Origin of the sequence: Halomonas sp. AOP25-F1-15 (assembly GCF_052378675.1) — a bacterium.
Taxonomy (GTDB): Bacteria; Pseudomonadota; Gammaproteobacteria; order Pseudomonadales; family Halomonadaceae; genus Vreelandella; species Vreelandella casei.
On the sequence record NZ_JBQSXV010000003.1, the window covers coordinates 287,416 to 313,417 of the forward strand.

The 26,002-nt window shown below is 54.0% G+C and carries 27 protein-coding genes; 10 read left to right on the top strand and 17 right to left on the bottom strand.

Annotation, left to right across the window (positions count from 1 at the left end; translation table 11 throughout):
- The first annotated feature begins 37 nt into the window (after positions 1-37).
- From ACT3TF_RS07235 to ACT3TF_RS07250, 4 genes are read left to right on the top strand one after another with little or no spacing between them, the layout of a single operon-like run.
- Positions 38-601, top strand: coding sequence for a TRAP transporter small permease (locus tag ACT3TF_RS07235; protein ID WP_441686900.1), 564 nt, complete (start codon positions 38-40; stop codon positions 599-601).
- Positions 598-1,872: a TRAP transporter large permease gene (locus ACT3TF_RS07240; protein WP_444671891.1), complete on the top strand. Its 1,275-nt coding sequence runs from the start codon at positions 598-600 to the stop codon at positions 1,870-1,872. Before ACT3TF_RS07235 ends, ACT3TF_RS07240 begins: the two co-directional genes overlap by 4 nt.
- A 49-nt stretch (positions 1,873-1,921) precedes the next feature.
- Entirely contained in the window at positions 1,922-3,379 is a 1,458-nt protein-coding gene (locus tag ACT3TF_RS07245) for an aldehyde dehydrogenase family protein (RefSeq protein ID WP_444671892.1), read from the top strand.
- A gap of 28 nt (positions 3,380-3,407) precedes the next feature.
- Complete coding sequence (locus ACT3TF_RS07250; RefSeq protein ID WP_444624930.1) at positions 3,408-4,280, top strand: NAD(P)-dependent oxidoreductase; 873 nt, start codon at positions 3,408-3,410, stop codon at positions 4,278-4,280.
- 14 nt (positions 4,281-4,294) lie between these two features.
- On the opposite strand, the gene madM is transcribed toward ACT3TF_RS07250, so the two are convergent.
- The 9 genes from madM to dctP form a co-directional block, all read right to left on the bottom strand.
- Positions 4,295-5,056, bottom strand: a complete 762-nt coding sequence (madM, locus tag ACT3TF_RS07255; RefSeq protein WP_096277556.1) for a malonate transporter subunit MadM — start codon at positions 5,054-5,056, stop codon at positions 4,295-4,297.
- A gap of 15 nt (positions 5,057-5,071) precedes the next feature.
- Positions 5,072-5,512, bottom strand: coding sequence for a malonate transporter subunit MadL (gene madL, locus ACT3TF_RS07260; RefSeq protein ID WP_096277559.1), 441 nt, complete (start codon positions 5,510-5,512; stop codon positions 5,072-5,074).
- 96 nt (positions 5,513-5,608) lie between these two features.
- On the bottom strand, positions 5,609-7,150 hold the full coding sequence (locus ACT3TF_RS07265; protein WP_444671893.1) for a malonate--CoA ligase: 1,542 nt from the start codon (positions 7,148-7,150) through the stop codon (positions 5,609-5,611).
- A gap of 27 nt (positions 7,151-7,177) precedes the next feature.
- Positions 7,178-8,485 carry a malonyl-CoA decarboxylase gene (locus ACT3TF_RS07270; RefSeq protein ID WP_444672025.1) on the bottom strand — a complete coding sequence of 436 codons (1,308 nt, stop codon included), beginning with the start codon at positions 8,483-8,485 and terminating at the stop codon, positions 7,178-7,180.
- Positions 8,486-8,889: 404 nt separating this feature from the next.
- Entirely contained in the window at positions 8,890-9,651 is a 762-nt protein-coding gene (locus ACT3TF_RS07275) for an SDR family NAD(P)-dependent oxidoreductase (protein ID WP_444624932.1), read from the bottom strand.
- 139 nt (positions 9,652-9,790) lie between these two features.
- Complete coding sequence (locus ACT3TF_RS07280) at positions 9,791-10,438, bottom strand: M15 family metallopeptidase (protein ID WP_441685949.1); 648 nt, start codon at positions 10,436-10,438, stop codon at positions 9,791-9,793.
- A 121-nt stretch (positions 10,439-10,559) separates the two neighbouring features.
- A complete protein-coding gene (locus ACT3TF_RS07285; RefSeq protein WP_441685947.1) occupies positions 10,560-11,837 on the bottom strand; it encodes a TRAP transporter large permease in 1,278 nt (425 codons plus the stop codon).
- A complete protein-coding gene (locus ACT3TF_RS07290) occupies positions 11,834-12,325 on the bottom strand; it encodes a TRAP transporter small permease (RefSeq protein WP_444671894.1) in 492 nt (163 codons plus the stop codon). Before ACT3TF_RS07290 ends, ACT3TF_RS07285 begins: the two co-directional genes overlap by 4 nt.
- A 62-nt stretch (positions 12,326-12,387) precedes the next feature.
- Positions 12,388-13,437 carry a TRAP transporter substrate-binding protein DctP gene (gene dctP / locus ACT3TF_RS07295; protein ID WP_441685943.1) on the bottom strand — a complete coding sequence of 350 codons (1,050 nt, stop codon included), beginning with the start codon at positions 13,435-13,437 and terminating at the stop codon, positions 12,388-12,390.
- Positions 13,438-13,974: 537 nt separating this feature from the next.
- On the opposite strand from dctP, the gene ACT3TF_RS07300 reads away from it, so the two are divergent.
- Together ACT3TF_RS07300 and ACT3TF_RS07305 are read left to right on the top strand one after the other, a co-directional pair.
- Positions 13,975-14,268 carry a hypothetical protein gene (locus ACT3TF_RS07300; RefSeq protein WP_441685939.1) on the top strand — a complete coding sequence of 98 codons (294 nt, stop codon included), beginning with the start codon at positions 13,975-13,977 and terminating at the stop codon, positions 14,266-14,268.
- Positions 14,269-14,442: 174 nt separating this feature from the next.
- Positions 14,443-14,970 (top strand): HPP family protein, encoded by a 528-nt coding sequence (locus ACT3TF_RS07305; protein WP_441685937.1) that lies wholly within the window; start codon positions 14,443-14,445, stop codon positions 14,968-14,970.
- Between the two features lie 2 nt (positions 14,971-14,972).
- On the opposite strand, the gene ACT3TF_RS07310 is transcribed toward ACT3TF_RS07305, so the two are convergent.
- Positions 14,973-15,569 carry a gamma-glutamylcyclotransferase gene (locus ACT3TF_RS07310; RefSeq protein ID WP_444671895.1) on the bottom strand — a complete coding sequence of 199 codons (597 nt, stop codon included), beginning with the start codon at positions 15,567-15,569 and terminating at the stop codon, positions 14,973-14,975.
- Positions 15,570-15,756: 187 nt separating this feature from the next.
- Here ACT3TF_RS07310 and ACT3TF_RS07315 point away from each other — a divergent pair, with 187 nt between their 5' ends.
- Together ACT3TF_RS07315 and ACT3TF_RS07320 are read left to right on the top strand one after the other, a co-directional pair.
- Positions 15,757-16,620: a sirohydrochlorin chelatase gene (locus ACT3TF_RS07315; RefSeq protein ID WP_444671896.1), complete on the top strand. Its 864-nt coding sequence runs from the start codon at positions 15,757-15,759 to the stop codon at positions 16,618-16,620.
- An 85-nt stretch (positions 16,621-16,705) separates the two neighbouring features.
- A complete protein-coding gene (locus ACT3TF_RS07320) occupies positions 16,706-18,295 on the top strand; it encodes an ABC-F family ATPase (protein WP_444671897.1) in 1,590 nt (529 codons plus the stop codon).
- 94 nt (positions 18,296-18,389) lie between these two features.
- Here ACT3TF_RS07320 and ACT3TF_RS07325 read toward each other — a convergent pair whose 3' ends face one another.
- The 4 genes from ACT3TF_RS07325 to ACT3TF_RS07340 all read right to left on the bottom strand — a co-directional run bounded on the left by ACT3TF_RS07325 (position 18,390) and on the right by ACT3TF_RS07340 (position 22,130).
- The gene (locus tag ACT3TF_RS07325) at positions 18,390-18,857 is read right to left on the bottom strand and encodes a TspO/MBR family protein (RefSeq protein WP_444624938.1); all 468 of its coding nucleotides are present in this window, start codon (positions 18,855-18,857) and stop codon (positions 18,390-18,392) included.
- A 129-nt stretch (positions 18,858-18,986) separates the two neighbouring features.
- Positions 18,987-20,105 (bottom strand): alkene reductase, encoded by a 1,119-nt coding sequence (locus ACT3TF_RS07330; RefSeq protein ID WP_444671898.1) that lies wholly within the window; start codon positions 20,103-20,105, stop codon positions 18,987-18,989.
- Positions 20,106-20,205: 100 nt separating this feature from the next.
- A complete protein-coding gene (locus ACT3TF_RS07335; protein WP_444671899.1) occupies positions 20,206-21,603 on the bottom strand; it encodes a YfcC family protein in 1,398 nt (465 codons plus the stop codon).
- 155 nt (positions 21,604-21,758) lie between these two features.
- A complete protein-coding gene (locus tag ACT3TF_RS07340) occupies positions 21,759-22,130 on the bottom strand; it encodes a hypothetical protein (RefSeq protein WP_441685925.1) in 372 nt (123 codons plus the stop codon).
- A gap of 292 nt (positions 22,131-22,422) precedes the next feature.
- Between ACT3TF_RS07340 and ACT3TF_RS07345 the strand changes: the two genes are divergently transcribed.
- Together ACT3TF_RS07345 and ACT3TF_RS07350 are read left to right on the top strand one after the other, a co-directional pair.
- A complete protein-coding gene (locus ACT3TF_RS07345) occupies positions 22,423-22,899 on the top strand; it encodes an NYN domain-containing protein (RefSeq protein WP_444671900.1) in 477 nt (158 codons plus the stop codon).
- A gap of 140 nt (positions 22,900-23,039) precedes the next feature.
- Positions 23,040-23,252, top strand: a complete 213-nt coding sequence (locus tag ACT3TF_RS07350) for a winged helix-turn-helix transcriptional regulator (protein ID WP_444671901.1) — start codon at positions 23,040-23,042, stop codon at positions 23,250-23,252.
- Between the two features lie 35 nt (positions 23,253-23,287).
- Here ACT3TF_RS07350 and ACT3TF_RS07355 read toward each other — a convergent pair whose 3' ends face one another.
- From ACT3TF_RS07355 to ACT3TF_RS07365, 3 genes are all read right to left on the bottom strand, one after another.
- The gene (locus ACT3TF_RS07355; protein WP_444671902.1) at positions 23,288-24,469 is read right to left on the bottom strand and encodes a M24 family metallopeptidase; all 1,182 of its coding nucleotides are present in this window, start codon (positions 24,467-24,469) and stop codon (positions 23,288-23,290) included.
- Between the two features lie 69 nt (positions 24,470-24,538).
- On the bottom strand, positions 24,539-25,279 hold the full coding sequence (locus ACT3TF_RS07360) for a TSUP family transporter (RefSeq protein ID WP_444671903.1): 741 nt from the start codon (positions 25,277-25,279) through the stop codon (positions 24,539-24,541).
- Between the two features lie 11 nt (positions 25,280-25,290).
- Positions 25,291-25,971, bottom strand: a complete 681-nt coding sequence (locus ACT3TF_RS07365) for a transglycosylase SLT domain-containing protein (protein WP_444671904.1) — start codon at positions 25,969-25,971, stop codon at positions 25,291-25,293.
- Between the last annotated feature and the right edge of the window lie 31 nt (positions 25,972-26,002).

The window sequence follows — 26,002 nt, forward strand, 5'->3', positions numbered from 1 at the left end:
CGCCACCTTCCCACAACCTGACGGGGTGAGGTGACTCATGGTGTCTTGGCTTTTGCGTGTCGAACATGTCTTGACTCGTCTGGCACTAACGATCGCTATTGTGATGTTGATCATATCGGTGTCGCTGAGTTTCTATCAGGTGCTCACTCGGTTTATCTTTAATGCGCCTTCCACGTGGTCGGAAACGCTATCACGGGCATCGATGATCTGGTGTGTCTTTATGGCGGCGGCGGCTACGTTCCGTGGCGGCTTTATGATGGCGGTCGAGGTGATCTACAAGCTAGTACCCAAGCGCACCCTGCTGGCGCTTGAGTGGCTAATTGGACTTTGCTGTCTGCTGGTGCTGGCTGTTTTGGTGTATTACGGCATTCAAATGACCCAGAGAGTCAGTCGCCAGACGCTGTCGGCGCTAGAGGTCTCAATGGCGTGGGCATACGCGGCGATTCCCGTGGGTAGTGCGTTTGCGATGTTGGCCGTGATGGCAAGGTTGCTTGCGCAAAGCTGTGGTCTTGAAGCGCTGGGGCCGATGCACGACGAAGCTAGTGAGCAAGATGCGATCCAGCAAAACTTAGGGTCGACCCAGAGAGAGCCTCGCTCATGAACTTAGCTATCGGCCTTTCTCTGCTAATTTTATTCGCCACCGGCGTGCCGATCGCGATTTCGATCCTGCTGGCATCGATCATCGGTATCGAGTTTTTCTCACGGCTGCCGCTGGTCATGGTTCCTCAGCAGCTGTTTGTGGGGCTTGATAACTTCCCGTTAATGGCGATTCCTTTCTTCATTCTCGCCGGAAACCTGATGGCGGCTGGTGGCATCTCTAGCCGCCTTGTCGACCTGGCAAAATCTATCGTCGGCGGCGTGCAAGGCGGTTTGGCGATGACGTGCGTACTGACCTGCATGATGTTTGCTGCCGTGTCAGGTTCAAGTGTGGCGACGACCTTTGCCATCGGTGCGATCCTGATTCCGGCGATGGTCAAACATGGCTATCCGAAGCCGCTCGCGGCCTCCATTCAGGCATCCTCTGCGGAGCTTGGGGTGCTGATTCCTCCTTCTATTCCGCTCATTTTGTTCGGGGTGAGTACCGATACCTCCATTGGCCAATTGTTCATTGCCGGCATTGGGCCAGGATTTCTGATTGGCAGTGCGCTGCTGCTCTTTCTGTATGTTTTCTGCAAGCTGCGTGGTTTTGGTCTTGAGGATAGTAAAGGCCGTACTAGTTTTGTGACGGCTTTCCAGCGGGCGTGGGCAGCAATGCTGATGCCCATCGTGGTGATTGGCGGTATCTATGGCGGCATTTTCACCCCAACGGAAGCCTCGGCCGTGGCGGTGTTCTATGCCTTAGTCGTCGGGGCTTGCTATCGCGAGCTTAAGCTTGCAGACCTAATGCCGGTGCTGCGCCAAAGCGTTATCTCAACGGCCGCTGTAATGCTGATTATTGCCGCGGCGGCGCTGTTCAGCTTTCTTATCAGCCGCTCGGGGCTGCCGGTTCACGTTGCCGCCTGGGTAACATCCGTATTCGATAGTCCCTGGGCGTTTTTGTTGGCGGTCAATGCGCTGCTGCTCGTTGTCGGCATGTTCATTGAAACCGGCGCTGCCATTTTGGTGCTGGCGCCGATTCTTACCCCGATTGCCATGCAGTTCGGCATCCATCCCGTTCACTTTGGCCTTGTGATGGTGGTGAACCTGGCGCTGGGTATGATTACTCCACCGCTGGGTGTGAATCTCTTTGCCGCCTGTGCTGTCGCCAAAATATCGATTGATCAAATGCTGCCCTGGCTGGTGCATTTTGTATTGGTGGTGCTGGTTTGCCTCATGATGATTACCTATATGCCATGGATTTCGATGGGGTTAGTCAATCTTTTCTACGGTTAGATACACGGCTTTTAAATCCTTACATATAGCCACAATAAAGGAGTGACCTATGTCCCATGCGTTGGCCTTGCCACCTCAGCAGGCATTAATTGGTGGGCAGTGGATAGATACCGCTGTGACGATTCAGGTCGAAGCACCCGCCACCGGTGAGCCGTTGGCGCGTATTGCTCGCAGCCAAGCTGCAGAGGTGAATGCCGCAGTGCAGGCAGCCCAAAACGCTTTTTCTGGCCAACTAGGCGAGTGGTCTAGCTGGTCTGCGCGCCTTCGCAGTGAATGGTTGCTGAGCTTTGCAGGGGTGATTGAAGCCCATCACCAGCAGCTGGCGCAGCTTGAGTGTGCCGATACGGGTAAACCCATGACTCAGGCGAAGGGTGATATTGCCGCCTGCGCGCGCTACTTCCGCTTCTACGGCGGTGCGGCGGACAAGCTACACGGTGAAACTATTCCCTTTGAAAATGACTTTGCCGTCATGACGCTGCGTGAACCTTACGGCGTCTGTGCACAGATTATTCCCTGGAATTACCCCGCACAAATTTTTGGACGCTGCGTGGCGGCAGCGTTGGCAGCCGGCAATACCATCGTCCTTAAGCCCGCAGAGGACGCCTGCTTGAGCGTGCTGTGCCTTGCGGAACTGGCGACCAATCATGGCTTGCCTGCCGGTGCGCTTAACGTTGTACCAGGGCTGGGCTCTGAGGCTGGCGCGGCGCTGGCATCACATGCTGATATTCATCATCTGTCATTTACCGGCTCGCCAGAAACCGGTACGCAGGTTGCGCAGGCAGCCGCACAGCACCATGTGCCGGTGACCCTTGAACTCGGCGGGAAATCACCTCAGCTAGTGTTTGCTGATGCCGATCTTGAGGCAGCGTTGCCAGCGGTGGTGCGCGGCATTATCCAAAATGCGGGTCAGACCTGCTCGGCCGGCAGCCGGTTGTTAGTACAGCGCGATATTGCCGATAGCGTCCTTGCTACGCTGTCTGAACTCTTTGCGGCACTGCGTTGCGATGTGGGTGAAGCCGATGCCGACTGCGGGCCGCTGATCAATGCGCGCCAGAAATCCAAGCTGGAAGAGCGTTTGGCAGCGGCTGAAGCCGACGGTATTCGGGTGGCTGCAAAAGGCCAGTTGGCTGCCGGCGCCCCAGCTGACGGACACTTTGTACTTCCGCAGCTGCTAACCAATATTCCCGACGGGCACGAAGTGCTACGCGAAGAGTTATTTGGCCCTGTGCTGGTCGTCCAGATTTTTGAGGATGAAGCGCAAGCGCTGGCCTTGGCGAATGCGACTGACTTTGGCCTTTGTGCGGGTATCTGGACGCGTGATGGCGGCCGTCAGCTGCGCTTGGCCAAAGGTATTCGCAGTGGCCAGGTATTTATCAATAATTACGGCGCAGCGGGGGGCGTAGAGCTACCTTTCGGCGGTATTGGCCGCTCGGGACATGGTCGTGAGAAAGGCTTTGAGGGGCTGCGTAGTTACACGCGTATTAAAACCATTGCGATTAAACATTAGCAGACGCTTTCTCTTTAAGGAGACACCCATGACAACAAAACGCCAGGTAGGCATCGTCGGCGTGGGCCTGATGGGCCATGGCATTGCCAGCAGCCTGCAGCGAGCAGGCCATTTTGTCAGTTTTCTAGAGCACCCGGGCAATCAGCCCGTCGACGATTTGTTAGCCGCCGGCGCTCATGCGCAGCCTACAGGACGCGAACTAGCACAGAACGTTGATGTGGTGATTTTGTGCGTGACGGGGTCGCCCCAGGTGGAGGCCGTGCTCTTTGAGCCCAGCGGTGTGCTGGAAGGTCTGAAGCCCGGCAGCATTGTGATGGACTGTTCTACGGCGCTGCCCAGCTCAACTGAAACAGTCGCTGCTCGAGTCGCTGAGGCAGGTGGCCGCTTTATGGATGCGGCCATGACGCGCACGCCTAAAGAAGCGGCTGAAGGGCGGCTCAATCTCATCGTGGGCGCACCGAAGGCGCTGTTTGATGAAACTTTGCCGCTGCTGGAGGGCTTTGCGGAAAACATTGCCCATGCGGGCGACGTTGGCGCGGGGCATACCCTGAAGCTGCTGCATAATTTTGTATCGTTAGGCTTTTCGGCGGTATTGGCGGAGGCCACCGCTGCCTCCCGTAAAGCGGGGATCAGCGATAGCGCATTGCTTGAAGTGCTAGGGGCCGGCGGTGGCGGTGGGGTCGTGTTAGAACGGCTGCGTCCTTATATTGCCGAGAACGATCCGTCGGGCTTTAGGTTCTCCGTCGCCAATGCCAGTAAAGACCTGGGCTATTACCATACGATGACCGATGACCTTGGCGTTGAAGGAGGCGTTGCCGCCGCTGTTCACAGCCTCTACACCTCCGTTGAGGATCAGAGCCTTTCCATTCCCGAGCTCATTGGCGTTTTGGCGAAACGTTAACGGTAAGTCGTCAGTTAGAAAATGGCGCGAACGGCTAGATAAAGCACCGACGGCGCGAGCAATGCGCCAAGTCCGGTGTAAAACGTTGCAGTCATCGCGCCATAAGGAACAAGCTTGGGGTCGGTTGCCGCAAGCCCTGCCGCAACGCCGCTGGTAGTGCCCATTAGGCCGCCGAAGATCATGGCCGAACGTGGGTTATCCAAACCAATATGACGTGCCAGCATGGGCGTCATAATCATGACCAATATTGATTTGAACAGACCGGCGGCAATGGAGAGCGCAATAATCTCGGAAGAGGCGCCAATGGCGGCACCGGCAATTGGGCCGACGATATACGTGGCGGTACCTGCACCGATGGTGGTTAAGGTGACCGGATCGCGATAGCCGAAGGCGTAGGCAACCGCAACACCTGCAACGAACGACACTATCACGCCTAGAAATAAGGCCACCACGCCGCTCATGCCGGCTTCGCGGATCTCCTGAAAACGAACGCCGTACGCCGTGGCGATGATGGCTAGGTCGCGCAGCATGCCGCCGCCCATCAGCCCTAGCCCAGCGAATAGGCTGATATCGGCAAGTCCTTTCGTACCGCCGGTCGCGACTCCCCCCACGTAGGCCAGTATCAAACCGACCATAATAGCGATGGCTGATCCATGGACGCGACCACGGGTTAGCTTATCGCTGACAATATAAGACAGGTACATGGCCCCGCCGACCAGCGCGAAGGCGGCAATCAGGTGCTGTTTTTCCAGCTGGGTAAGCAGTGATTCAAGCATAAATATGGCCTCTTTTTAGCGCGTAGGGCGTGAGTGGCTGCTCGCCACGGAGCGAGCGGATAGTGGATCCTGCGCGGTCGAAGGCGCTTCTGATGAAGGCTTTTTCTTGCTTGAGCGACCAAAAAGAGGAATCAAGGCAAAGCTAGCGCCAACGGCAACAAGGCTTGCGAACAGTGCAATCAGGCCGCCATCAATGGCTGCCGCGACGTTCTGGCTGGCCGCCATGGCGACCACAATGGGGATATACATACCGTTCCAAAACGTAATGCCACTCTCGGTGCTGGCCGGCAGTTTCTTCTTGTCACTAAGGTAGCCGCCGATAAAAATAAGCAGCAGCATCGCAATACCCACGCCACCGACATTAGAGTCGATATCCAGCAGCATGCCGAGCACATCTCCAGCCCATAGGCCAACCAACATACACCCTGCGAGGAGGGCAACTCCGTAGATCACCATAGGTAACATCCTGTTTTATCTTTATTTTGCATGGTATTGAAAAAGTTTTAGCCGCAGTGGTTTTCTCCCGGTTTGCCTCTACGGCGCAGGCTAGTATTAAGCGTTGGCAGCGGTCTGTTTTGATGAAAAGGTATCGGCGAAGGTATCGCGCAGCTGGTTTTTTTGTACCTTGCCCATCACATTGCGAGGCAGTGCGGGCGCAAAGAAGACCTGCTTAGGCTGTTTATAACGCGCCAACTGATCGCTCAAGGCCGTCAGTATGCTTGCTTCGCTAACCTCGCCTTGCGCTTCGCGAACTACAACGGCGATAACGCCTTCACCCAGGTCTGCATGCGGTACACCGACCACCGCTGATTCTGAGATGCCGGCGAGATCGTCGATCAAAAGCTCAATTTCTTTAGGATAGACGTTGTAACCCCCTGAAATAACTAAGTCTTTATCACGGCCAACGATATTCAGATAGCCGTGTTTGTCGATGCAGCCCAAATCGCCGGTAATGAAGAAGCCGTCGTCACGAAACTCAGTCTGGGTCTTCTCAGGCATACGCCAGTAGCCTTGAAACACATTGGGTCCACGTAGTTCCACCATGCCCGTTTCACCTTGAGGGAGTGAGGCACCGCTTTCACGGTCAGCAATACGTATTTCCACGCCCGATAGCGGCATGCCCACGGTGCCTGGGCGGCGTTTGCCCTGATAAGGGTTGGACGTGTTCATATTGGTTTCTGTCATGCCGTATCGCTCAAGAATGGCATGACCGGTGCGTTGCTCGAAGGCTTCGTGAGTTTCCGCCAGTAAAGGCGCCGAGCCTGAGATGAACAAACGCATGTTGCTGACCACCTCACGGCTGAGACGCGGCGATTGCAGCAGCCGGCTATAGAACGTCGGCACGCCCATTAATACGGTGGCGCGTGGCATTAAATCAATCAGTTGATCGACATCCAGCTTGGGCAGGAATGTCATGGATGCGCCGTTAAGCAGGGTGATATTGCAGGCGACGAATAGGCCGTGCGTATGGAAAATGGGCAGGGCGTGGATAAGATGGTCGTGCTCGCTATACTGCCAGGCTTGGGTCAAGGCCTGGCTGTTGGATGCCAAGTTGGTGTGGCTGAGCATCGCGCCCTTAGAGCGGCCGGTCGTGCCTGACGTATAAAGGATAGCCGCAAGATCATCGCCAGCCACCTCACAAACCTCCTGCGTTTGTGTTGCTGTTGCCACCTTCTCCATGAAGCTGCCGTCAGCATGCGTTCCCAGGCTTTCAATGTGCGTGACGCCGCACTGCTCGGCGGTCACACGAATTGTCTCGTGATCCTGTGGGCGGCAGATAAAGACATGGGGCTCAGCGTCGCTGAGGAAATAGTGAATTTCGTTATCGGTATAGGCGGTATTGAGCGGAAGGTAAACAGCGCCAATTTGCAGGCATGCTAAATAAAGCATGACGATTTCAGGGCTTTTATCGACCTGTACCGCAATTCGATCACCGGGCGTAATGCCTAAGGAAATCAGCACGCTAGCCATGCGGCGGCTGATGGCAAGCACATCAGCGTAACGGTAGTCAGTACCTTCCTGGGTATGCATTAGCACTTTGTTGGGCTGACGCTCGAAATGGGGGTAAAACTGTAAATAAAGGTTGTCGCTCATGGGGACTCCTTCTTGTTGTCGTTACGCTCAGGCGCTGGGCTCTAAGCTCAATGGTTGTTTGGCTTGACTGGCCAAGCGCCGAATGTCGCTAGTACATACCACGCTGTAGTCGCGGCTGAAGGTCTCGTGATTATGTTCGATACGGTCTAATTGATAGAGATAGTTGACCATCAGGCCCTTAGATTGCTGCAAGCCTTTTGCGGACAGATCTGCTTGAAAATTAATACGATGCAGGCTGGCGCCATTGCCAAGGTGGAAACGCGCAACGGGATCTAGCGGCTGACCACTGCGATGTTTGGCGTTGACTAAATACGTGGCGGCAAGGCGCGACAATTCTTTCTGAGTGCCGCTATCGGGCGCATCTTCCTCGCCAGCCTGCGGGCTTTCCAGCTGCTGATCCAGCCAAGCTGAGAAACCAGGAATTGGCGACAGCGTGACAAAATTCTTTAATTGAGGCAGTTCGCGGCTGAGCTCTTGGACCACCTGTTTAATCAGGAAGTTGCCGAAAGAGACGCCTTTAAGGCCCGCTTGGCAGTTGCTGATGCTGTAAAACACCGCTGTATCCACCTCGTCTAGCGGCACTTCCTCGCCGTGTTCGAGTATTTTTTGCACGTTGCCAGGAATGCCGCGGCACAGCGCTACTTCAACGAAAATCAGCGGCTCATCGCCGGTAGCAGGGTGGAAAAAGGCGTAGCAGTGGCGGTCCTCAGGGTCTAGTCGGCGGCGCAGGTCATGCCAGTCACCAATCTCATGCACGGCCTCGTACCTAATCAGTTTCTCCAGAACGGCTGCCGGTGTATTCCAATCGATACTTTCTAGTACTAAGAAGCCACGGTTAAACCAAGACGCGAACAGATGAGCAAAGTCTGCGTCCAAGGCTGAAAGCTCAGGATTCTGCTTGAGTCGTTTAAGCAAATCGGCGCGCATGTGAACCAGTTCAAAGGTGCCGCCAGGGCACAGGTTCAGGCGTCGTAGTAAATCCTGCCGGCGTGGTTCACAGGCGTTAAAGAGGCGCTCCAGAGCAGCGTTATCTTGATGCTCGCAATAAAGCTGGTAAGCGGCATGAATAGGAGCAGGGTCAGCTGAGTAATCGTCGGCTAGCAGCGTGAAAAAGGCCAGCTTCTCCTCATCGTTTAAGCGTCGATAGTGCTCCAGTGCCCGCTGGGCGGTCAGAATTTGCGAGGCCTCACCGCCACGATGCATCAGCGTATCGCAAGCCGATATCAGGTTTTGCAAAGAACTGGCGCTCTTGTCCAGCGTGCCGAACAGGCTGCTTCGGCCTCGGGTGCGCATGCTAATGTTGGAAAGCAGGTCCTGTAAAAACGACATGTTCATATTCATGCGCCAACCTCGACATTAAAAACGGTGATTCCAATAAAATGATTAATAAATTTATCATTCGCAATTGATATATATAACAGATAGCCTTTTGAAATATATTAGTCAAGGCAGACACCCCCCGACCTTTGGCGAAGGCGCTCGAATGCGGCCGGCTTTTTAAGCAACTGTTTTAAGCAACTGTTTTAACCAACTAGTTTTAAGCGGCTAGTGTTAAGAGCTAGTGTTAGAGGCTAACTAAACGGGACGTGCATTTTTGAAGATGACGGCGCTAGATGCAGGGAAGGGCGGGGCGAAAAGCAGGGCTAGAGAGGCGTTAGAGAAGCACTAAGCGACCATGCCATGGCTTATCGTAAGCAATGACGTGGTCGCGTGGATAACGCTGCGGTAGCGAGGGCTAACTATTTAGGATCGCGATCAATCGCAAAGGATGACCATGCTTGGCGTACCGACATAATTTCAAGGCGGTTTATATTGATGTGCGCAGGCAGGGTTGCCAGATAGAAAAGCTGCTCGGCAATGTCCTCTGCCTGGAGTGGCGTGGTGCCTTGATAAAGCGCGTCGGAAGCCGCCTGGTTGCCTTTCGTCCTTACCAGCGTGAACTCGGTTTCGGCCATACCGGGGGCAAGGTCGGTGACGCGCACGCCGGTACCCAGCAGGTCACAGCGCAGGTTATAGCTGAACTGTTGGACAAAGGCTTTGGATGCCCCATACACATGACCACCAGGATAGGGCCACTGCCCCGCGACAGAGCCTAGGTTCAAAATGCTCGCACCAGCTCCGGTTTTAAGCAGTAATGGCATCGCTGCGTGAGTCACGTTGACCAACCCGGTGATATTGGTGTCGATCATGGTGTGCCAATCCTGCAGATCCACCTTTTGCGCCGGTTCTGGCGCTAGCGCTAGACCCGCATTGTTAATTAAGCAGGTGAGCGGCAAAAAACTTTCTGGCAGATTGCCAATGGCGTCGGCCACTGCGGCGCCATCGCGTACGTCGAGCGTTAACGTTAGCACGGGCACATGCTCAGAAAGCTCCTTTTCAAGTGCCTTGAGACGCTCTTCTCGGCGTCCCGTAAGAATCAGTGACCAGCCTGCTTTAGCAAAGCGCTGGGCGGCGGCTTTACCAAAGCCGGAAGTAGCACCGGTGATGAGTACACTAGGCATTGCGTCAACTCCTTCATTGTGGCGGCAAATAGGTTCAGTCCTAATGTAGCCTGTTTAGCCATGCTTAATGAAGGCTTGATAGCCATTTGCCATGGCCTTTCACATTGAGCGTTCAACGTCAGCTTTGAATGCCATCAAGCTAATCAAGTGGGCGTCGCCAGCGGTTTTCGATGGTTTCAGGCTGTGTTGGTCCGAAATAAGCGCTGGTATTGCCTGAATAGTGGCCCCACAGCTGATCGCCCAGATCATAATGCCACCATTCGCTGGGTAGGTTTGTAAACCCTTGCTTGGCCATAATATGGTAGAGCAAGCGGCGGTTGTTGCGAGCCAGATGCTGCGCTGTTGTTAAGCTGTCCAATTGCTCGAAGTGATCGGTATGGGAAGCGGGCAGCGTTTCATCGAACAGTGTGCCCATGTCTAGCGGCACCCCATCATCATCGCAAAGCGTGACATCCACTGCTCCGCCGGTCAGATGAGGGCTTGGCGCACTGGGATCTGTGCTTGGCACGGAAACAAACTCACGTGTGCGGGCTAGCAGCTCGCTTTCCGTCAACCCAGGCTGACGGTTTTGAATGGCCGCCTGTAGCGTTTCAAATAAGTATTGTTGCACCCTCCATGGACGCCATCCGTCCAGCACAATCAGCCCGATGCCGCCGGGCAAGCTGCGGGCCGCGGCCACTAGCGCTCGGTAAACGCTCTCGCGAACGAAGCACTCGTTTACAGCGCCAGGTATTCCTAGTCGTGAGTAGGCAGGAAACACGCGGATAGGGGCGGGCGCCAGGCTCATGGGCAGTAATCTCTCCCCGTTATCGGTTATGGGCAAACTGCTTACTTTGCTCCATTGGGGGGCTGGGTGGCTCGGTATAGGAGACAAGTCCTTATCAAAGCTCGAAGGTACAAGCATTGTCTTATCCAAGGTAAGTGGGTAGCCAGAGCGCAAGCGCGGGAAAGAAAATAATCAGTAACAGCACCGCGATAGCGGTCAGGACGAAGGGCCAGATTGTTTTAAACAGTGACACAATCTCTAATCGGCTCACGGCGGCCGCCACAAATACACAGGCGCCCAGTGGCGGTGTAATTAACGCAATGGTGATATTGAGCGTGATGATGACGCCCAGGTGCACTGGGTCGATACCTGCGATCATGGCGACTGGAGCAAAAATAGGTGTCAGCAACATTAATGCTGACACCTCTTCCATAAACATGCCGGTCAAAAAGGTGATGGCGCTAAGCAACAGCAAAATGATAATCGCGTTGTCGACGTAAGGTGTCAGTAGCGAGACGAACTGGGCTGGTACCTGGGCGTATGAAAGTAGCCAGCTAATGGTCGCCGAGGCTGCCATAATCAAGAAAATAGCACACGTCAGTCGAGCGGTATCGACCATCGCCTGCCAGCAATGGCTTAGCCGCAGGCCGCCTAGCACGACACCGCACAGCGCGACATATAGGGCTGTCAAAGCGCCAGACTCTGTCGGCGTTACAAATCCAAGCACAATGCCGGCCACGATAATCACCGGCGCTATCAGTGCGGGAGTAGCGGCTACAAATGTGACCGTCAGTTCTTTAAGAGTAGGCAGGCGACCACTTTTAGGTAGCCGGTGGCGCCAAGCATACCAAGCGTTCATGCCCATAAAGGCAATACCTAGCAGCAGGCCGGGAATAATACCGGCAAGAAACAGGTCGCCAACGGATGTATTGGTCAGCGACGCATATAAAATCATGAAAATACTGGGCGGAATGATCGGCCCAATGAGCGAACTACCGGCCGTCAGACCCGCGGCAAACGAACGCGAATAGCCTTCTTTCTCCATCGCTGGAACCAAGAGCGAACCAAGCGCTGAGGTATCGGCCACGGCTGAGCCATTGACCCCGGCAAAGAACACGCTCGACACCACATTGACGTGCCCCATACCGCCACGCAGATGGCCAACCATCAACCGTGCAAAGCCCATTAGGCGCTCGGTAAGGCCGCTGGCATTCATTAAGTTACCCGCCAGAATAAACAGCGGAATGGCCATTAAGGAGAACACGTTGATGCCGCCAAAAAACTGCTGCGGCAGCATGCGTGGAATCATTGAAGGGTCAACAAAGATAAATCCGACAATGGCCGTTACCAGCAGCGAGATAAACAGTGGCAGCCCGAGCAGTACATGGACAAGGAAAACCCCCAGCATGGTTAAAATCATACGGTTTCCTCCACGTTTTTAAGAGGGGCTGGCCCGTATAGCAGAGCATGCCAGGCAAGCAAGGCAAAACCTAAAGGAAGTGAAAGAAGCGGTATGGAACGGCTAATGCCCAGCCCTGACGAGGTGAACATACTCACTGAGAGCGCATAGCGATAGCTAATAACGGCGCCGCCCAGGGCGATGAATAAGGTAAGCAGCCACTGATACATATGCAGTAGGCGGGCCACGGGCGCTGGCAGCAAGCGTTCCAGTAGTCCAACACGCATATGTCCCCCTTCGGACCAAACGGCGCCAGCCGCCAGCATTACGGTGGCGATAATCAAAAATCGCGATAGCTCGTCGGTCCAGATAGGCGCGCCGCCAACGACATAGCGCATTACAACGCCATATAAAATGGCGAATACATTAACGGACAGCAAAGCGCCCGCGAGGGTAAGTGTAGCTGGACGACTAATCGCCAGCAGACGGTGTCTAAGCGAGGTCAGCATGAGAGTATTTCCGAAAGCACGAATGGAAAGGGCCGACGTTAATCGGCCCTGATGGTTACGCGTCAATCAGTGGCTGATGAGTTATTCAGCTCGCCCATACCCGCATCTTTAAGCGCCATATCGATCCAACGCTGCTCGATACCACGCTCAGCAAGCCACTCGAGGTAAGCGGGCTGACCAATAGTGCGAAATGCTTCCAGATCGTCATGTGAAGGACGAATGACTTCCATACCCTGCGCTTCCAGGTAGTCAATGCGCGAATCGACCTGAGACTCGTTGGCTTCACGGGCGTTGTGGTTGGCCTCGGCAACCGCTTCCATAAACGTAGCGCGAAGCTCGTCATCCCAGTTAGCGATCATGTCGCTATTACCCACTAGGAACTGGTCGGAATACTGGATGTTGGCAAGCGTTAGGTACTTTTGTACTTCATAGAGGCTGGCAAGGGCAATATACATCGGCGGGTTCATCTGCCCGTTGGCAACGCCGGTACGCAGGGCCATGTAAGTCTCGGTCCACGGAATGGGCGTGCCGGACGCACCGAAGGACTCATAAAGCGCTACTTGGCTCGGGTCCATGGCCCGGAAACGCAGACCTTCAAAATCATCCGGGTGACTGATTGGGCGCTCGTTATTGGTGAACGCCAAAAAGCCGCCTTCTTCAACCACCGTCAGCATATCGATACCGGCACGCTCCTGAAGTGTGCTAGTTAGTTCTTGCCAGTAGTCGCCTTCATCAAAGAAGGTGCGGGCAGCACCGAAATCGTCAAACAGAAACGGAATGGCGCTAACGAAAAGCTCATCGACTAATGGAGAAACACCTGCGAAGGACGCTATGTTAAGCATCGGCGTGTGCATGGTTTGTTCCATGCGGTCTTCTTCACTGCCCAGCATGCTGTTAGGGAAAAGACGCAGTTCAATTTCATCACCTGTCTTTTCGGCAACCAACTCTTTTAAGTTAGTGGCAAAGACGTGAACCGCGTTTTTTTCTTCGTCAGGCGCGCCGTTGTAGCTTAGATTAATGGTAGTGGCAGCGAACGCAGTGCCTGCCATTAAAGCAGAGCCAATCAGGCAGGCGCCGGTTAGCAGTTTGGGCATAAAATGGGACGGTAACATCTAGATCTCCTTGCTTATTATCATAAATGGCAGGTTTATAGATTTACCTGCGTCGATTTTTTTTATCATTACACTAGAAGACTATGCATTGATGTGTTGACTATGCAATACCTGAGGCGTTGCCTTGAAGGCAACAGGTGTGGTGTGTTGGCAGAAAAAAATGCATCCCCTGGCGCAAGTGTTACACGCAGGTGTGGGCGGCGACGGTAAGCTTCTGGCCGTGGAGGCTGACAATCTGCGCTCGTGCGCTGTTCATTCATGTTCGTCAACAATAGTGAGTTCACGCATAAATGTGACGCCGATGCCTGAGCGTACAACGTTTTTAAGTACTGCTACGGAGTTGCTTAAAACTGTGATAGAACCGACTCTTCTTGGGCACGCTGGGGGTGAGTGCTGAGCTAGTAACTGCCCCGCTTGAGTGGCGTGCATGCCGTTGCCAGCAGGCGAGTAGCTGTGCGCAGAGCATTTGCTTTGCCCCACGCCAGGTTTTAGCCGACAATGCAAAAACATCGCAATGGCTATGCTTAGGGGTTTTACATGCAGGAAAACGGCTTTTTTGACGAAATAGGTGAAACCATCGGCGAAGCAATCCGCGTGGTGGTTGATTTCCTGCTAGGGATTTTCACCAACTTCTTTGGTGCCTTCGGTGATTTTATTGATGGCCTCACCCGGTCTCTAGGTATCAACGATTCGTTTTTCAGCATTGCCGTGTTGATCGTCGGGCTATTGATCCTATGGGGTGGGCTGCGTGCATTTCTACGTGGCTCACTGATAGGCGGTATTGTGCGCACTTTACTGGGATTATTTATCCTCTCGTGGTTGATGATGTAATCCGAATTGCGATCTTGGGATTTAATTAAGCTTGCTAAGTGCTTGTGTGAAAAGTGTTAATTCGCTCTGACGGTAAGCGCCTGAACTTCATTCATAACGCTATGATCAATTGTCATTTGCCTATTTGGTGCAATTTGCCATTATGTCGCACTAATTTTGTGCAAAGCGATGGCGATGAAAACTTATCTTGGCAAGATGCGGGGGCAACGGGTAAAGCGTGCCCGAGTGGGTTGGCAGGATGCATGTTGGTCTTGGTTTGGCGCCTTTACCGGTATGGCCGTCATTTGTTTGCTCAGTTCAGCGTGGCTGTCGCAACAACTGCTAATTGTGGGTTCCTTTGGGGCAACGTCAGTGCTGATTTATGCAGCGCCTGAAAGCCCTTTTGCGCAGCCAAGCCACGTCCTATTTGGCAGTATGCTGTCGGCAGGAATTGGCGTTGCGTGCTATCAACTGCTGGGTACTTCTCCGCTTTCCATGTCGCTGGCCGTATCGCTATCGGTGCTTGGCATGCAGTTAACGCACACGGTCCACCCGCCAGGAGCGGCAGCGGCATTGATTGCTGTGGCGGGCGGTGCGAGCGTTCATCAATTGGGCTGGTGGTACCCGCTGTTGCCGATCGGAGCTGGCAGCGTACTCATGCTGATCATCGCGATATTAGTGAATAATCTTGCCCGACATCGCCGTTACCCAAGCTACTGGTAACGTTAAAGAAGCTTCAACTGGTGTTCTAATGCAAAGATATGGGCGTCTTCGGCGCCCAGTTCACGTAGGGCGGTTGCAAGGTTGAGTAAGTACTCTTTATTAGCGCCGCTGGGCCCGTGTGCATGAGCAATTTGCTGGGCAATATCGGTAAGCGGTGCTTCACCTAGAAAGGCCGGATTATCGTCGCTGGCCAAATAAATAAGCCCTTCGCTTTGCTCAGTTGCCTCGCCACTCTCATCGCCATTCTCATCGCCGTTCTCATCAACAAAGGTGAGCGGTACTTTTTCACGCAAATAGCCGTTTTTTTCCCGTCTATCCAGTGGCGCGAGTACGTCAGGCGTAATGCGATAGGCCATGCCGTGGCAAACTGCTCCTTGGGCACGAATCAGCGTGGCAACACGCCCTGGTGCTTCAGGAGTCCCGCGGTGGTCGTGGGAGCCTTGCCAAAATCGCCGCTCCCAGCCGTGAATATACGCCGAACGGCGCTCTAGATAGTCAAAGTCCGCCTTCCAGATTAACGACCCGTAGCCGAACAGCCATATGCTCGAATGGCCATCGAAGAAGTTTCTTTGCTGATTAAGGGCTGTGGTATCTAACATCGTTATCAAGCACCCTATGGTTTTTAAATACCTATGGTTTTTAAATGCCTATGGTTTTGTAAATATCTATGGTTTTGTAAATACTTATGATTTTGTAAACAACAGCGCGAGCCAGTGCGTTATAAAGCAATAACCCATCTTATCATGTCACTGGTGATCGCTTATCTAACGGCGGCAGGAGGCAGGCATGCGCGCAATCTTTTTGGTGGATAACGGTTCGTTACGCCCGCAGGCAACGCTCAATTTGCGTCGTGTGGCATCTTTACTTAGCCAACGGATGGGTGAAAACGTACAGGCTGCTTCGCTGCTGCACTCCAATAAGATTCCCGTGGAAGACGTTGAGGGTATCCCCGCGACGACGCTTGGCCCCGCCGCTGAGCGCAGCGCTGAGCAGGGGGCAACGGAGATTATCGTTTTGCCGTTTTTTTTCGGTCCGAGTAAAGCTCTCACCGGCTACCTGCCTGAACGCATGGCTACACTACAGGCGCGCTTTCCGCACGTTAAGATACGTGTGGCCCAGCCGCTGGTCGATGAGCGAGGCGATAACGATCTGCGCCTTGCTCATTTACTGGCTGATAACGTGCGCGAAAAGTACCCGACCGGCACCGCGCCTCGCGTGGCCTTGGTCGATCACGGCAGCCCGATCCCTGCGGTCACCGGTGTACGTAATCGCTTAGCGGGGCAGCTTAGCGTGCTGCTGGGCGAGGATGTTACTAGCGTTACCGCTGCTTCTATGGAGCGCCGTGAGGGTGAGGAGTACCGCTTTAACGAGCCGCTGTTGGAACGCTTGCTGGACTCGCCTGAATTCAGTGTAGGCCCGGTTATTTTAGCCATGCTGTTCCTTTCACCAGGACGCCATGCAGGTGAGGGTGGTGACATTGCTGAGATTTACGCAGCGGCCCAGCAGCGGCATTCACACTTAGAGATCAGCGTTACTCGGCTTGTGGGGGAGCATCCTGGCATTGTCGATATTTTGATCACTCGATTGCGCCAAGCGATTGATGATGAACGCTTTCTGCTCGATATTCCGGCAATTGCCGGAAACCACTAACGGATGGTGGATGAATACGCGCCCAAGAGCGCGTAGAATCGCGAGCCTTTCGTATAGTAAATGACACGCTAACTGGGCTCCTTTTGTGATCGCAACCGCCAATATCACCATGCAGTTTGGGGCTAAGCCCCTGTTTGAAAATGTTTCCGTTAAATTCAATAACGGCAACCGTTACGGCCTGATTGGCGCAAACGGCTGCGGAAAATCCACCTTTATGAAAATTTTAGGTGGTGATTTGGAGCCCTCTTCCGGCCAGGTGATGCTGGATAGCAGCACACGGCTAGGTAAACTGCGCCAGGATCAGTTCGCGTTTGAGAACGAGCGGGTGATCGACACCGTGATCATGGGCAACGTTGAGCTGTGGTCGATAGCCGCTGAACGTGAGCGTATTTATAGCTTGCCAGAAATGAGCGAAGAAGACGGCATGGCCGTCGCTGATCTTGAAGTACGCTTTGCTGAGTTGGACGGCTATACCGCCGAGCCGCGCGCTGGCGAACTGCTGCTGGGTTTGGGTATTCCTATTGAACAGCATACTGGCCCGATGAGTGAAGTCTCACCCGGCTGGAAACTGCGCGTGTTGCTGGCCCAGGCGCTGTTCTCTGATCCTGATGTGTTACTGCTGGATGAGCCTACCAACCACCTGGATATCAACACGATCCGCTGGCTGGAAGATATGCTTAAAGCGCGCAACAGCACCATGATCATCATTTCTCACGACCGCCATTTTCTGAATAGCGTATGCACGCACATGGCGGATCTGGATTACGGCGAGATTACCCTGTTCCCCGGTAATTACGATGATTACATGACCGCTGCTACCGCCGTTCGTGAGCGTCAACACTCGGACAACGCCAAGAAAAAGGCTCAGATTGCCGAGCTTCAGCAGTTTGTTAGCCGTTTCTCTGCCAACGCCTCGAAAGCCAAGCAGGCCACATCGCGCGCGCGTCAAATCGATAAAATCAAGCTCGAAGACATTAAGCCTTCCAGCCGCGTTAGTCCGTTTATCCGTTTTGATCAGGCCAAAAAAATCCATCGTAACGCAGTGAATGTAGATGCGATTACCAAAGCCTACGATGGCAACGCGCCGCTGTTTAAGCGCTTATCCATGACCGTTGAAGCCGGTGAGCGCATTGCTATTATCGGGCCCAACGGTATCGGCAAAACCACGCTGCTTAAAACGCTGGCTGGCGAGTTGCATCCAGATAGTGGCGAAGTGAAATGGACGGAAGCCGCTGATGTGGGTGTTTTTGCCCAGGATCATAGCGATGATTTCGCTGTCGACGCTACGCTGTTTGAGTGGATGTCTAGCTGGACCAATGGTGGCGAGCAGGTAGTTCGCGGCGCACTAGGGCGGATGCTGTTTTCCAGCGACGATATCGGCAAGTCGGTGAAGGTGATTTCCGGTGGTGAGCAGGGCCGTATGCTGTTTGGTAAGTTAATTCTTACTCAGCCCAACGTATTGCTGATGGATGAGCCGACCAATCACCTGGATATGGAGTCTATCGAAGCGCTAAACCTGGCGTTGGAAAACTACCCCGGCACACTTATGTTTGTGAGCCACGATCGTGAGTTTGTGTCATCGCTGGCCACGCGCATTATTGATATGCAGCCGGAAGGCATTGTCGATTTCAGCGGCAGCTATGACGACTACCTGCGCAGTCAAGGCGTTGTTTAAGGGATAACACGCTGATTAAGTAGCGTCAGTGGCGGGCACTCGATCAGCATCGAGACGCTCGCCCTGGAATATCTCGTGATATTTGCTCATTCAATTAACGTTGATTCAGCCGCCAAATAGTTGCATTGAGTGCCAGCGCCAAGGCTACCCACAGCCAGTAGGGCACCATTAGCCATGCAGCTAGGGTACTTACCTGTGAAAACACCGCAATAGCGACCGTTATCAGACTCAGTAGCCCCACGATATCGGCAAGTGCGGCAACAATCTGCTTACGGCCAAAGAACAGCCAAGACCACGCAGCATTAACCAGTAACTGTAGTGCGTAAACGATTAAACCCGCTGTCCGCCAAGATGACCCATCGGCCATATACAGTCGCCATGCGGCTATCGCCATCAATAGATACAGTATTCCCCAGGCGATCGGGAACGCGATATCAGGCGGTGTCCAGGAAGGCTTATTCAGTTCGCGATACCAGCTGTCAGGTCGAAAGCGTGCGCCTGTACTCGCCGTCAACCCTACCAGCGCTATCGAAATCAGTAACACAATCAGTGATTCAAGCATTTTAACGCTGCTCCTTTAGCGCAGAGAGTAATAGCCTACCAGCGTTTGAAAAGGAGTAGGCATAAAAAAAGCACCGCGTGAGCGGTGCTTTTCTCGCATAGCCTTTTAGCCGTGCGCTAAGCGCATACCTTAGCTGCGACGATCATAGCCGTTATCCATAAACGGGTAGTCGGTGTAACCCTTCTCGTCACCGCCATAGAACGTTTCATGGTTCGGCTGGGTGAGCGGTGCGTTAACGCGGAAGCGTTCCGGCAGATCAGGGTTGGCAATATACGGGCGGCCAAAGGCAATGGCGTCGGTCGTATTTTCACCAATGCGAGCTTCGGCGCGTTCGGCATCGTAGTTGCCGCAGTAAATCAATCTGCCGCTAAAGCGTTCGCGCATCTGCTCACGGAAACCGTCAGGGAAGGTGATATCGCCACCGGCCCAGTTGGGTTCGTTCAGGTGCAGATAGGCAAGACCGCGCTTGGAAAGCTGCTCGGCCATGTAAAACGCCATGGCTTCTGGCTCGTCGTCGGTCAGGCCAAAGAGCTCGATAAACGGCGTCATGCGGATACCCACCCGATCACCGCCAAACACCTCAACCACTGCGTCGACGACTTCTAGCGGGAAACGGGCACGGTTTTCCAGCGAGCCGCCGTATTGGTCGGTACGCTTGTTAGAGCCGGTCGCCAGGAACTGATTCAGCAAGTAGGCGTTGGCTGCATGGACTTCGACCATATCGAAACCAGCACGCTTAGCGCGCTCAGCCGCTTGGCGGTAGTCGTCGACAATGCCCGAGATCTCATCGGTTTCCAGCGCACGCGGTGTGCTGGTGGGGTGCTGGCCCGCAGTGCCGTCTTCAAATTCGACGAAGCACTGGGCGCCTTCGCCTTTCAGTGCGCTGGGCGCAACGGGCTGCTGGCCGTCCGGTTGAACCATTTCGTGTGAAACACGACCAACGTGCCATAGCTGAAGCGCAATACGGCCGCCTTTAGCGTGCACCGCACTGACGACATCTTTCCAACCGGCTTCCTGAGCATCGGTCCATATGCCTGGCGTATAAACATAGCCACGGGCGGTGGGAGAGATATTGGTGGCTTCGCTGATGATCAACCCTGCGCCCGCGCGTTGGCCGTAGTAAGCTTCCTGCATCTTACCGGGTACGCTGTCCGGGGTACGTGAACGCGTCAGCGGCGCCATGATAATGCGGTTAGGAAGAGACAGGCTGCCCAGCTGAATAGGCGTAAAGAGTGTTTCGAAAGCCATCAAATAAGCTCCTTTGGAACGCTATGATAAACAAGTAAGGCGCAGAATAGACCAGTTTACTAGTTAGCGCCAATCGAATCTTTTTTGACACTGTCTGTGCTTAATAACCCACCAAGTGGCCGATGATCAGCGCAACCCACGCCAGACCGTATACCATCACCATAAAGGGCAGAATCGCTTTTAGCCACTGAGCGTATGACACGCGCCCGAGTGCCAGCATGGCCAGCGTACCGCCTGACGTAGGAATAATAAGGTTGGTTAAGCCGTCACCAATCTGAAATGCAGTGATCATCAACTGGCGGCTCATGCCAACGAGATCAGCGACAGGAATAAGAATCGGCATGGTGACTAGCGCCTGGCCGGAACCAGAAGGAATAAACAGGTTGATAACGCCCTGCACTACGCTGGCCATAATGGCAGCAAATACGGGTGGAATGCCGTCGATCAGCGTACTCAGCGCATTAACAATGGTGTCGATAATTAACGCTTGCTCAAGAATCACCTGAATAGACGCCGCCACCCCAATCACCAGCGCTCCGGCAGTGACGCTGGCCGCACCTTCCATCAGTTGTTTAACGATGCCATTTGCAGACAGGCCGTTGATCGCCCCAATGAGGATCGCCAAAATCAGGAAAACACCGGCAATTTCATTGATGTACCAGCCGCGGGTGAAGACTCCTACCAGCATGGCGACCAAGCCACCCACAAACACGACCATCGTCAAAATGTCGCGTTTGGTCAGGCTATATTCGCTGAGCGGTTTGCTAAGCGACTCGGCATTATCAGGCTCGTCAAACTCCATGTTGACGACGCGCTTGCAGATATACAGCGAGAGCAGGCCCAGCGATGAAACTACCAGCAACGTACGCAGCCACGCGCCTGAGAACGTCGGTAGCTCGGCGATACCTTGGGCAACGCCCACGGTATATGGGTTAATCGGCGACAGCGCAAAGCCAATGCCAATGCCACCAACGGCCATTGCGACACCCACCAGGCTTGAGCAGCCAATCGCGCTGGCAATCAGTATGGCAATAGGCACTAACGCAATGTTGTTTTCAAAGCCAACGGCGACGCCAAAAAAACCGTAAATAAAGGTGACGACTACGATGATGATGTTACGTCGCTCAACGCCTACGCGGTTAACCGCTACGCCAATGGCATTCTCTAATGCACCGGTTTTTTGCAGAATGTGAAAGAGCCCGCCCGCGATGAATACGATAAATAGGTAGCGTGAGGCAGCGACAAGCCCTTCAGGAATGGCCACAAAAATATTAAACAGCGGGATGTTGGCTACATTTTCCAAATAGGTAAATGAGCCGGGGACCACCATCGTTCGGCCGTTTTGCGTGACGCGCTCAAATTCGCCGGCGGGAATAATAAACGTCAGTAAATACGTCGCCACGAGGATAAGAAAGATAAGCACCATGGGATCAGGAACCGCCTGATACCATTTTTTAGGCGAGCGAGAAGCCGCTGCCGCAGCATTTTTTTCAACCATGGAAATACCCTTAATGAGATGAGTCGTGGCGTGAGCGCTCTCTGGCGTCTTACTTAGCGTGACGCATGATAAATCAAGGGGGGACGGAAACGTATACTGCCAAGGTGTTGATGCCAGTTAAAAACGCATGGGATGCCAACAATAGACGGCGCTGGTTAATGGCGTTGCCAGAGCCACCGGCGTTTGGTGGGCGTATCAATGTGCTGTAACGCATTCGACAGCGACAGCCTGATAGCGGCTAACTGGCGATAGCAGACAGCGCTGCTCAGTACGCCAGGGCACTGCTTGAGTAACAGTTCGCACTGTTGTGACGCTAGATAAAGTTGTTCCGTTATCGACGTGGAAAATAGTGGTTGCGACTGATGGCCACAACGTGAAAGCTCCCGCGCCAGCATGGAAAGCATGCTGGTATCCATCCAGCAGGGCAGCGGGTCTTCTAGGCGGCCAGCAATAGAGTGCTGAACTGCTTCAAAAGAGGTGCGCAAAAACATGACTGTTTGGCGAAGTTGCCGCTGCTCGCTCGTCATCTCACTGATCCCTCGCGCTTATGGCTTTCGATGGTGTTGCTGGCCGGAAAACCAACTTTAAAAAGAAAGTGTTTCTCATTTGCATTTGTGATGACGATAGCGCTAAGCCGAGTTATTGTCAAAAGTTGTGTATATTCGCTTGAGTGGCCTCGTGTCTGACTGATCGACAAAGGGCACATTCCCCTTTAATAATCCGAGCCGAGTATTTGCATTACAGAGTTGTACCGCGAACATGGCATACGCTTGGGGCGCTAAGTGATTGCTGACTTACTTACCAGGAAAGCGCTACCTTATGCATAAAGTTGCGATATTTGTTGATACACAGAACGTCTACTACACCACGCGTGACGCGTATCGAAAAAACTTCGATTACAACAAATTCTGGGCACAGGCTACCGCTAACAGAGAGGTTGTAGCTGCATTTTGCTATGCCATCAATAAAGGCGACAAAAAACAGCGCGAGTTCCAAAACATACTCAAAGCGATTGGTTTTGAGGTGAAGCTCAAGCCGTTTATTCAGCGTGCAGACGGCTCTGCCAAAGGTGACTGGGACGTCGGTATTACCCTCGATGCGATTGAGTACGCGGAAAAGGCCGATGTCATCGTTCTGGTCTCAGGCGACGGCGATTTTGATTTGCTCGCCCATAAAATCCGCACGGTGCATGGCAAGAAAGTGGAAGTGTATGGCGTGTCCCAGCTGACCGCCGCCTCGCTGATGAACGAGGCGAGCGAGTTTATCCCTATAGAAGGGGATCTGCTGCTGCGCTAACGTCAGTTAGCGCAGGTGGCCAGCCCTAAATCCTATTAACTGACTGTTCATCTATCTATTTATCTATGTGTTCAGCGCTTCTTTTGTCATCAAGCTTGCAAGCCGAAAGAGCAATAAAGCAGCCACGCCACATATAAAAAATGCCCTCGCGAACCCTCAAGAGAGTGGAGCAGGATGGCTTTATCACGCGGACGCTCTACGCTGAAGTCCCTCCACGAGTGGAATATACTCTCACCCCGCTGGGCCATTCCTTTCTTGAGCCAATGCAACAGCTGGTGGCGTGGGCCGATACGCATCACCGCACCATTGTGGCTGCGCGTCTTCGCCATCAGGCCGCTCAAAGGCAGGCCTGATGCCCAGCATGAAAGTATTTGCAGTCATACCGAGATTATTGGCTGAACAGCTGCCAGTCGTTATTGGTCAGCGGTTTGGCGCCCTGTTCGGTGACCACCACGGTGTCGCTTAACCCGACGCCCCACTGGCCGGGTACCCGCAAGCAGAGCGGCAGGTGGAACACCATATTGGCTTCAAAAGCACGCATCTGGCCTTTGGCGATATAGCCTGTGCCTTCCACCCAGCTAGGCGGGAACTGTGCTCCTACGGAATAGCCAAACACGCCGGAGAAGAAGAATTTGTCACGCTGAGGAGCGAGCAGTGCATCGGCCGCCTGCGCCGCCTGATCGAAGGTATTGCCGGGGCGCATGGTGGCACACAGCGACTCGAACAGTGAATGGCATAGATCTCTAGTCGCCGCTAGAGCAGGGCTTGGAGTGCCGGTGACGGCGGTGCGCATCATAGGCGCTGTGTAGCGTTGAAAGGCCGCCCCAAACTCTAAAAAGACGGGCTCGTTCGGCTGAATAACATGCCTTTTATGATTGACGTGAATGACGCCCATACGATGCCCGCTGGTGACAATCGGCTGCAGGCTCATAAATTCACTGCCGTTTTCCAGCAATGCCTTGGCACCCACCGCTGCGATATCGTTATCGGTCATGCCGGGGCGAATGCTTTGTACCGCGGCTTCCAACCCTAAGGCCGTTATCCGCGCGCTTTCTTGCAGCGCTTCAAGTTCAACTGAGCTTTTCACCAGGCGGATGTCATCAAGTAGCTCGCCTGCTTCGCTAAACCTGTCACGACCAATCGTTTGCGTAAGGGCATCAAAAACGCCAAAGCGCAGCCCCGCGCTCCAGCTATCAATCCCAATGTTCTGATGCGGTGCGAGCAGGTCCGCCAAGGGCGAGGTGATTTCGTCCAGGTTTTCCCAGCGGTAGCCGATGATCTCATCCACCCGCGCAGTCACCACCGCCGCGCCTGTTTCAATCGAGGCGACCTGTAGTACGAGACGTTCCTGCGTGCAGACTAAGCACGCATACACCGAGACCTCAAAGGTGTGATAGCCGGTCAGGTAGTTAATGTCGGCAGGGTCGGTGAGCAGCAATGCACCCAGTTGGCGGTGTGCCATGGCCAAGCGCACCTTTTCTAGCCGCGTTTGATATTCCGACGCTGAAAAGGGTAGCTCACTTTGCGCCAGCGTCTCGGACAGCGCTTCGCGGTACTGGTAGTAATCCATAGCGACCTCCATCATTAGATAAGGTCAGTATAGGTCGCTATCCCATGCGTGCTTTTGAGGGCCTCAACGCTAGCGGGTGAGTAGGAATACCCCCTGAAGGAAGTAGAAAACCCCAATGCCGGTCACGATCCAGCGTGTCCAAGTGCGGAAGTTAGCATCGGTCAGGCGATGTAAAATGCGGTTGCCCGTGTGAGTGCCGAAAATAGCGAACGGCGCGGCGAGCAGAATAATACTCCACTCACCGGCGCTCAGCGCCAGGGCAGAGCCTAGGTAAAAGAGGATTTTGATACTGTGGGCGACGACTTGAATCATCGCTTTAGTGGCCACGACGTGTCGCCGATCCATGTGAGACCGTACAAAGAAAATATCAATCAGCGGCCCTGAAACCCCTGCCGCAATCGTCAGCCCGCCGGAGGCGATACCACAGCACACCGCGTGGCTGGCACGGTTGGCGTCCAAATGGAACCAGCGCTTGGGCATCCATACCAAAATAGGCATTAAGCCAATGAGCAGCGAGACGGTGGCGGCATTCGGGCTGTAGCTGAACAGCAGCAGTAAGCCTGCGGCACTCAGTACGCCCAGTGTCATCAAGGCAACGATGCGCCAGACGATAAAGTGCCGCGACAGCCACGCGCGTGAAGCATTAGCGGTGAGCTGTATGACGCCGTGCACGGCCATCGCAGTGCCTGCGGGAAAGACCAGCAGCAGAAACCACAGCAGCACCAAGCCGCCTGCCATCCCGAAGATGCCAGAAAGCATTGAGGTGAAAAAAACGACACAAATGAAGGCCGCGCCAATAGCTAATGTCATCGTTAGGCTCCTTAGCTACGGCAGAACGGCCAGACTTGATAAAACTTGCGGCATTGGAATTCCGCTTCACAGGCGTTGAGCTGGGCCTGATAGCGATTAGCGCGTGCCGCGACTTGGCTGCCTGCGCGGAGTACTTGTGGCTTGCCGCGATAGCTGCCGCGCTGATAGCCGCCAGCGCCTTCGTGATAGGCGTAATAGAGGTGTTCAGGATTATTGAGCGAGATGCCGGCCTGCTGCTGCGAACGACGGTTATACCAACCAATAAAATCGGTGGCGTGTTTCATATGCGTACGCCGGGCAAACAAACCGCCCGCTTGGTCTTGATACTCTTCCCAAACCGGGTCTTGGGCCTGGGCATAGCCTCTGGCGGAAGAGGGGCGCGGGCCGGGGATAAAGCCTAGGTAGTATTTGCGGTCAGGCCGAATATGGCTGCGAAAGGACGATTCCTGCTGGATAAACGACATCTGGGTCGCGATAGGCGTTCCCCAGCGCTGTTCTGATTCCTGCGCGTAGTCGTACCAGCTAGGCTGTTCGCGGAATATTTCGCAGATATTGCTTTGATCCTCAGGCGGGCTGGGCGCGAAGGTGGCGCAACCAGAGAGCAGCAGCAAAAAAACTAGCATCGCCCCTGAACGTAGCCTAGCAATGACAGGGGAGGGATGAGCAATGAAACCATCAACAGGGCAGCGCATGAAAAGTCCTTGTGGATAAGTGCTGATAAAG

Excerpts from the sequence above, each read along its gene's own strand:
- ACT3TF_RS07235 (WP_441686900.1), top strand. The coding sequence starts at position 38 with ATGGTGTCTTGGCTTTTGCGTGTCGAACATGTCTTGACTCGTCTGGCA.
- ACT3TF_RS07240 (WP_444671891.1), top strand. The coding sequence starts at position 598 with ATGAACTTAGCTATCGGCCTTTCTCTGCTAATTTTATTCGCCACCGGC.
- ACT3TF_RS07245 (WP_444671892.1), top strand. The coding sequence starts at position 1,922 with ATGTCCCATGCGTTGGCCTTGCCACCTCAGCAGGCATTAATTGGTGGG.
- ACT3TF_RS07250 (WP_444624930.1), top strand. The coding sequence starts at position 3,408 with ATGACAACAAAACGCCAGGTAGGCATCGTCGGCGTGGGCCTGATGGGC.
- madM (WP_096277556.1), bottom strand. The coding sequence starts at position 5,056 with ATGCTTGAATCACTGCTTACCCAGCTGGAAAAACAGCACCTGATTGCC.
- madL (WP_096277559.1), bottom strand. The coding sequence starts at position 5,512 with ATGGTGATCTACGGAGTTGCCCTCCTCGCAGGGTGTATGTTGGTTGGC.
- ACT3TF_RS07265 (WP_444671893.1), bottom strand. The coding sequence starts at position 7,150 with ATGAGCGACAACCTTTATTTACAGTTTTACCCCCATTTCGAGCGTCAG.
- ACT3TF_RS07270 (WP_444672025.1), bottom strand. The coding sequence starts at position 8,485 with ATGAACATGTCGTTTTTACAGGACCTGCTTTCCAACATTAGCATGCGC.
- ACT3TF_RS07275 (WP_444624932.1), bottom strand. The coding sequence starts at position 9,651 with ATGCCTAGTGTACTCATCACCGGTGCTACTTCCGGCTTTGGTAAAGCC.
- ACT3TF_RS07280 (WP_441685949.1), bottom strand. The coding sequence starts at position 10,438 with ATGAGCCTGGCGCCCGCCCCTATCCGCGTGTTTCCTGCCTACTCACGA.
- ACT3TF_RS07285 (WP_441685947.1), bottom strand. The coding sequence starts at position 11,837 with ATGATTTTAACCATGCTGGGGGTTTTCCTTGTCCATGTACTGCTCGGG.
- ACT3TF_RS07290 (WP_444671894.1), bottom strand. The coding sequence starts at position 12,325 with ATGCTGACCTCGCTTAGACACCGTCTGCTGGCGATTAGTCGTCCAGCT.
- dctP (WP_441685943.1), bottom strand. The coding sequence starts at position 13,437 with ATGTTACCGTCCCATTTTATGCCCAAACTGCTAACCGGCGCCTGCCTG.
- ACT3TF_RS07300 (WP_441685939.1), top strand. The coding sequence starts at position 13,975 with ATGCAGGAAAACGGCTTTTTTGACGAAATAGGTGAAACCATCGGCGAA.
- ACT3TF_RS07305 (WP_441685937.1), top strand. The coding sequence starts at position 14,443 with ATGAAAACTTATCTTGGCAAGATGCGGGGGCAACGGGTAAAGCGTGCC.
- ACT3TF_RS07310 (WP_444671895.1), bottom strand. The coding sequence starts at position 15,569 with ATGTTAGATACCACAGCCCTTAATCAGCAAAGAAACTTCTTCGATGGC.
- ACT3TF_RS07315 (WP_444671896.1), top strand. The coding sequence starts at position 15,757 with ATGCGCGCAATCTTTTTGGTGGATAACGGTTCGTTACGCCCGCAGGCA.
- ACT3TF_RS07325 (WP_444624938.1), bottom strand. The coding sequence starts at position 18,857 with ATGCTTGAATCACTGATTGTGTTACTGATTTCGATAGCGCTGGTAGGG.
- ACT3TF_RS07330 (WP_444671898.1), bottom strand. The coding sequence starts at position 20,105 with ATGGCTTTCGAAACACTCTTTACGCCTATTCAGCTGGGCAGCCTGTCT.
- ACT3TF_RS07335 (WP_444671899.1), bottom strand. The coding sequence starts at position 21,603 with ATGGTTGAAAAAAATGCTGCGGCAGCGGCTTCTCGCTCGCCTAAAAAA.
- ACT3TF_RS07340 (WP_441685925.1), bottom strand. The coding sequence starts at position 22,130 with ATGACGAGCGAGCAGCGGCAACTTCGCCAAACAGTCATGTTTTTGCGC.
- ACT3TF_RS07345 (WP_444671900.1), top strand. The coding sequence starts at position 22,423 with ATGCATAAAGTTGCGATATTTGTTGATACACAGAACGTCTACTACACC.
- ACT3TF_RS07350 (WP_444671901.1), top strand. The coding sequence starts at position 23,040 with ATGCCCTCGCGAACCCTCAAGAGAGTGGAGCAGGATGGCTTTATCACG.
- ACT3TF_RS07355 (WP_444671902.1), bottom strand. The coding sequence starts at position 24,469 with ATGGATTACTACCAGTACCGCGAAGCGCTGTCCGAGACGCTGGCGCAA.
- ACT3TF_RS07360 (WP_444671903.1), bottom strand. The coding sequence starts at position 25,279 with ATGACATTAGCTATTGGCGCGGCCTTCATTTGTGTCGTTTTTTTCACC.
- ACT3TF_RS07365 (WP_444671904.1), bottom strand. The coding sequence starts at position 25,971 with ATGCGCTGCCCTGTTGATGGTTTCATTGCTCATCCCTCCCCTGTCATT.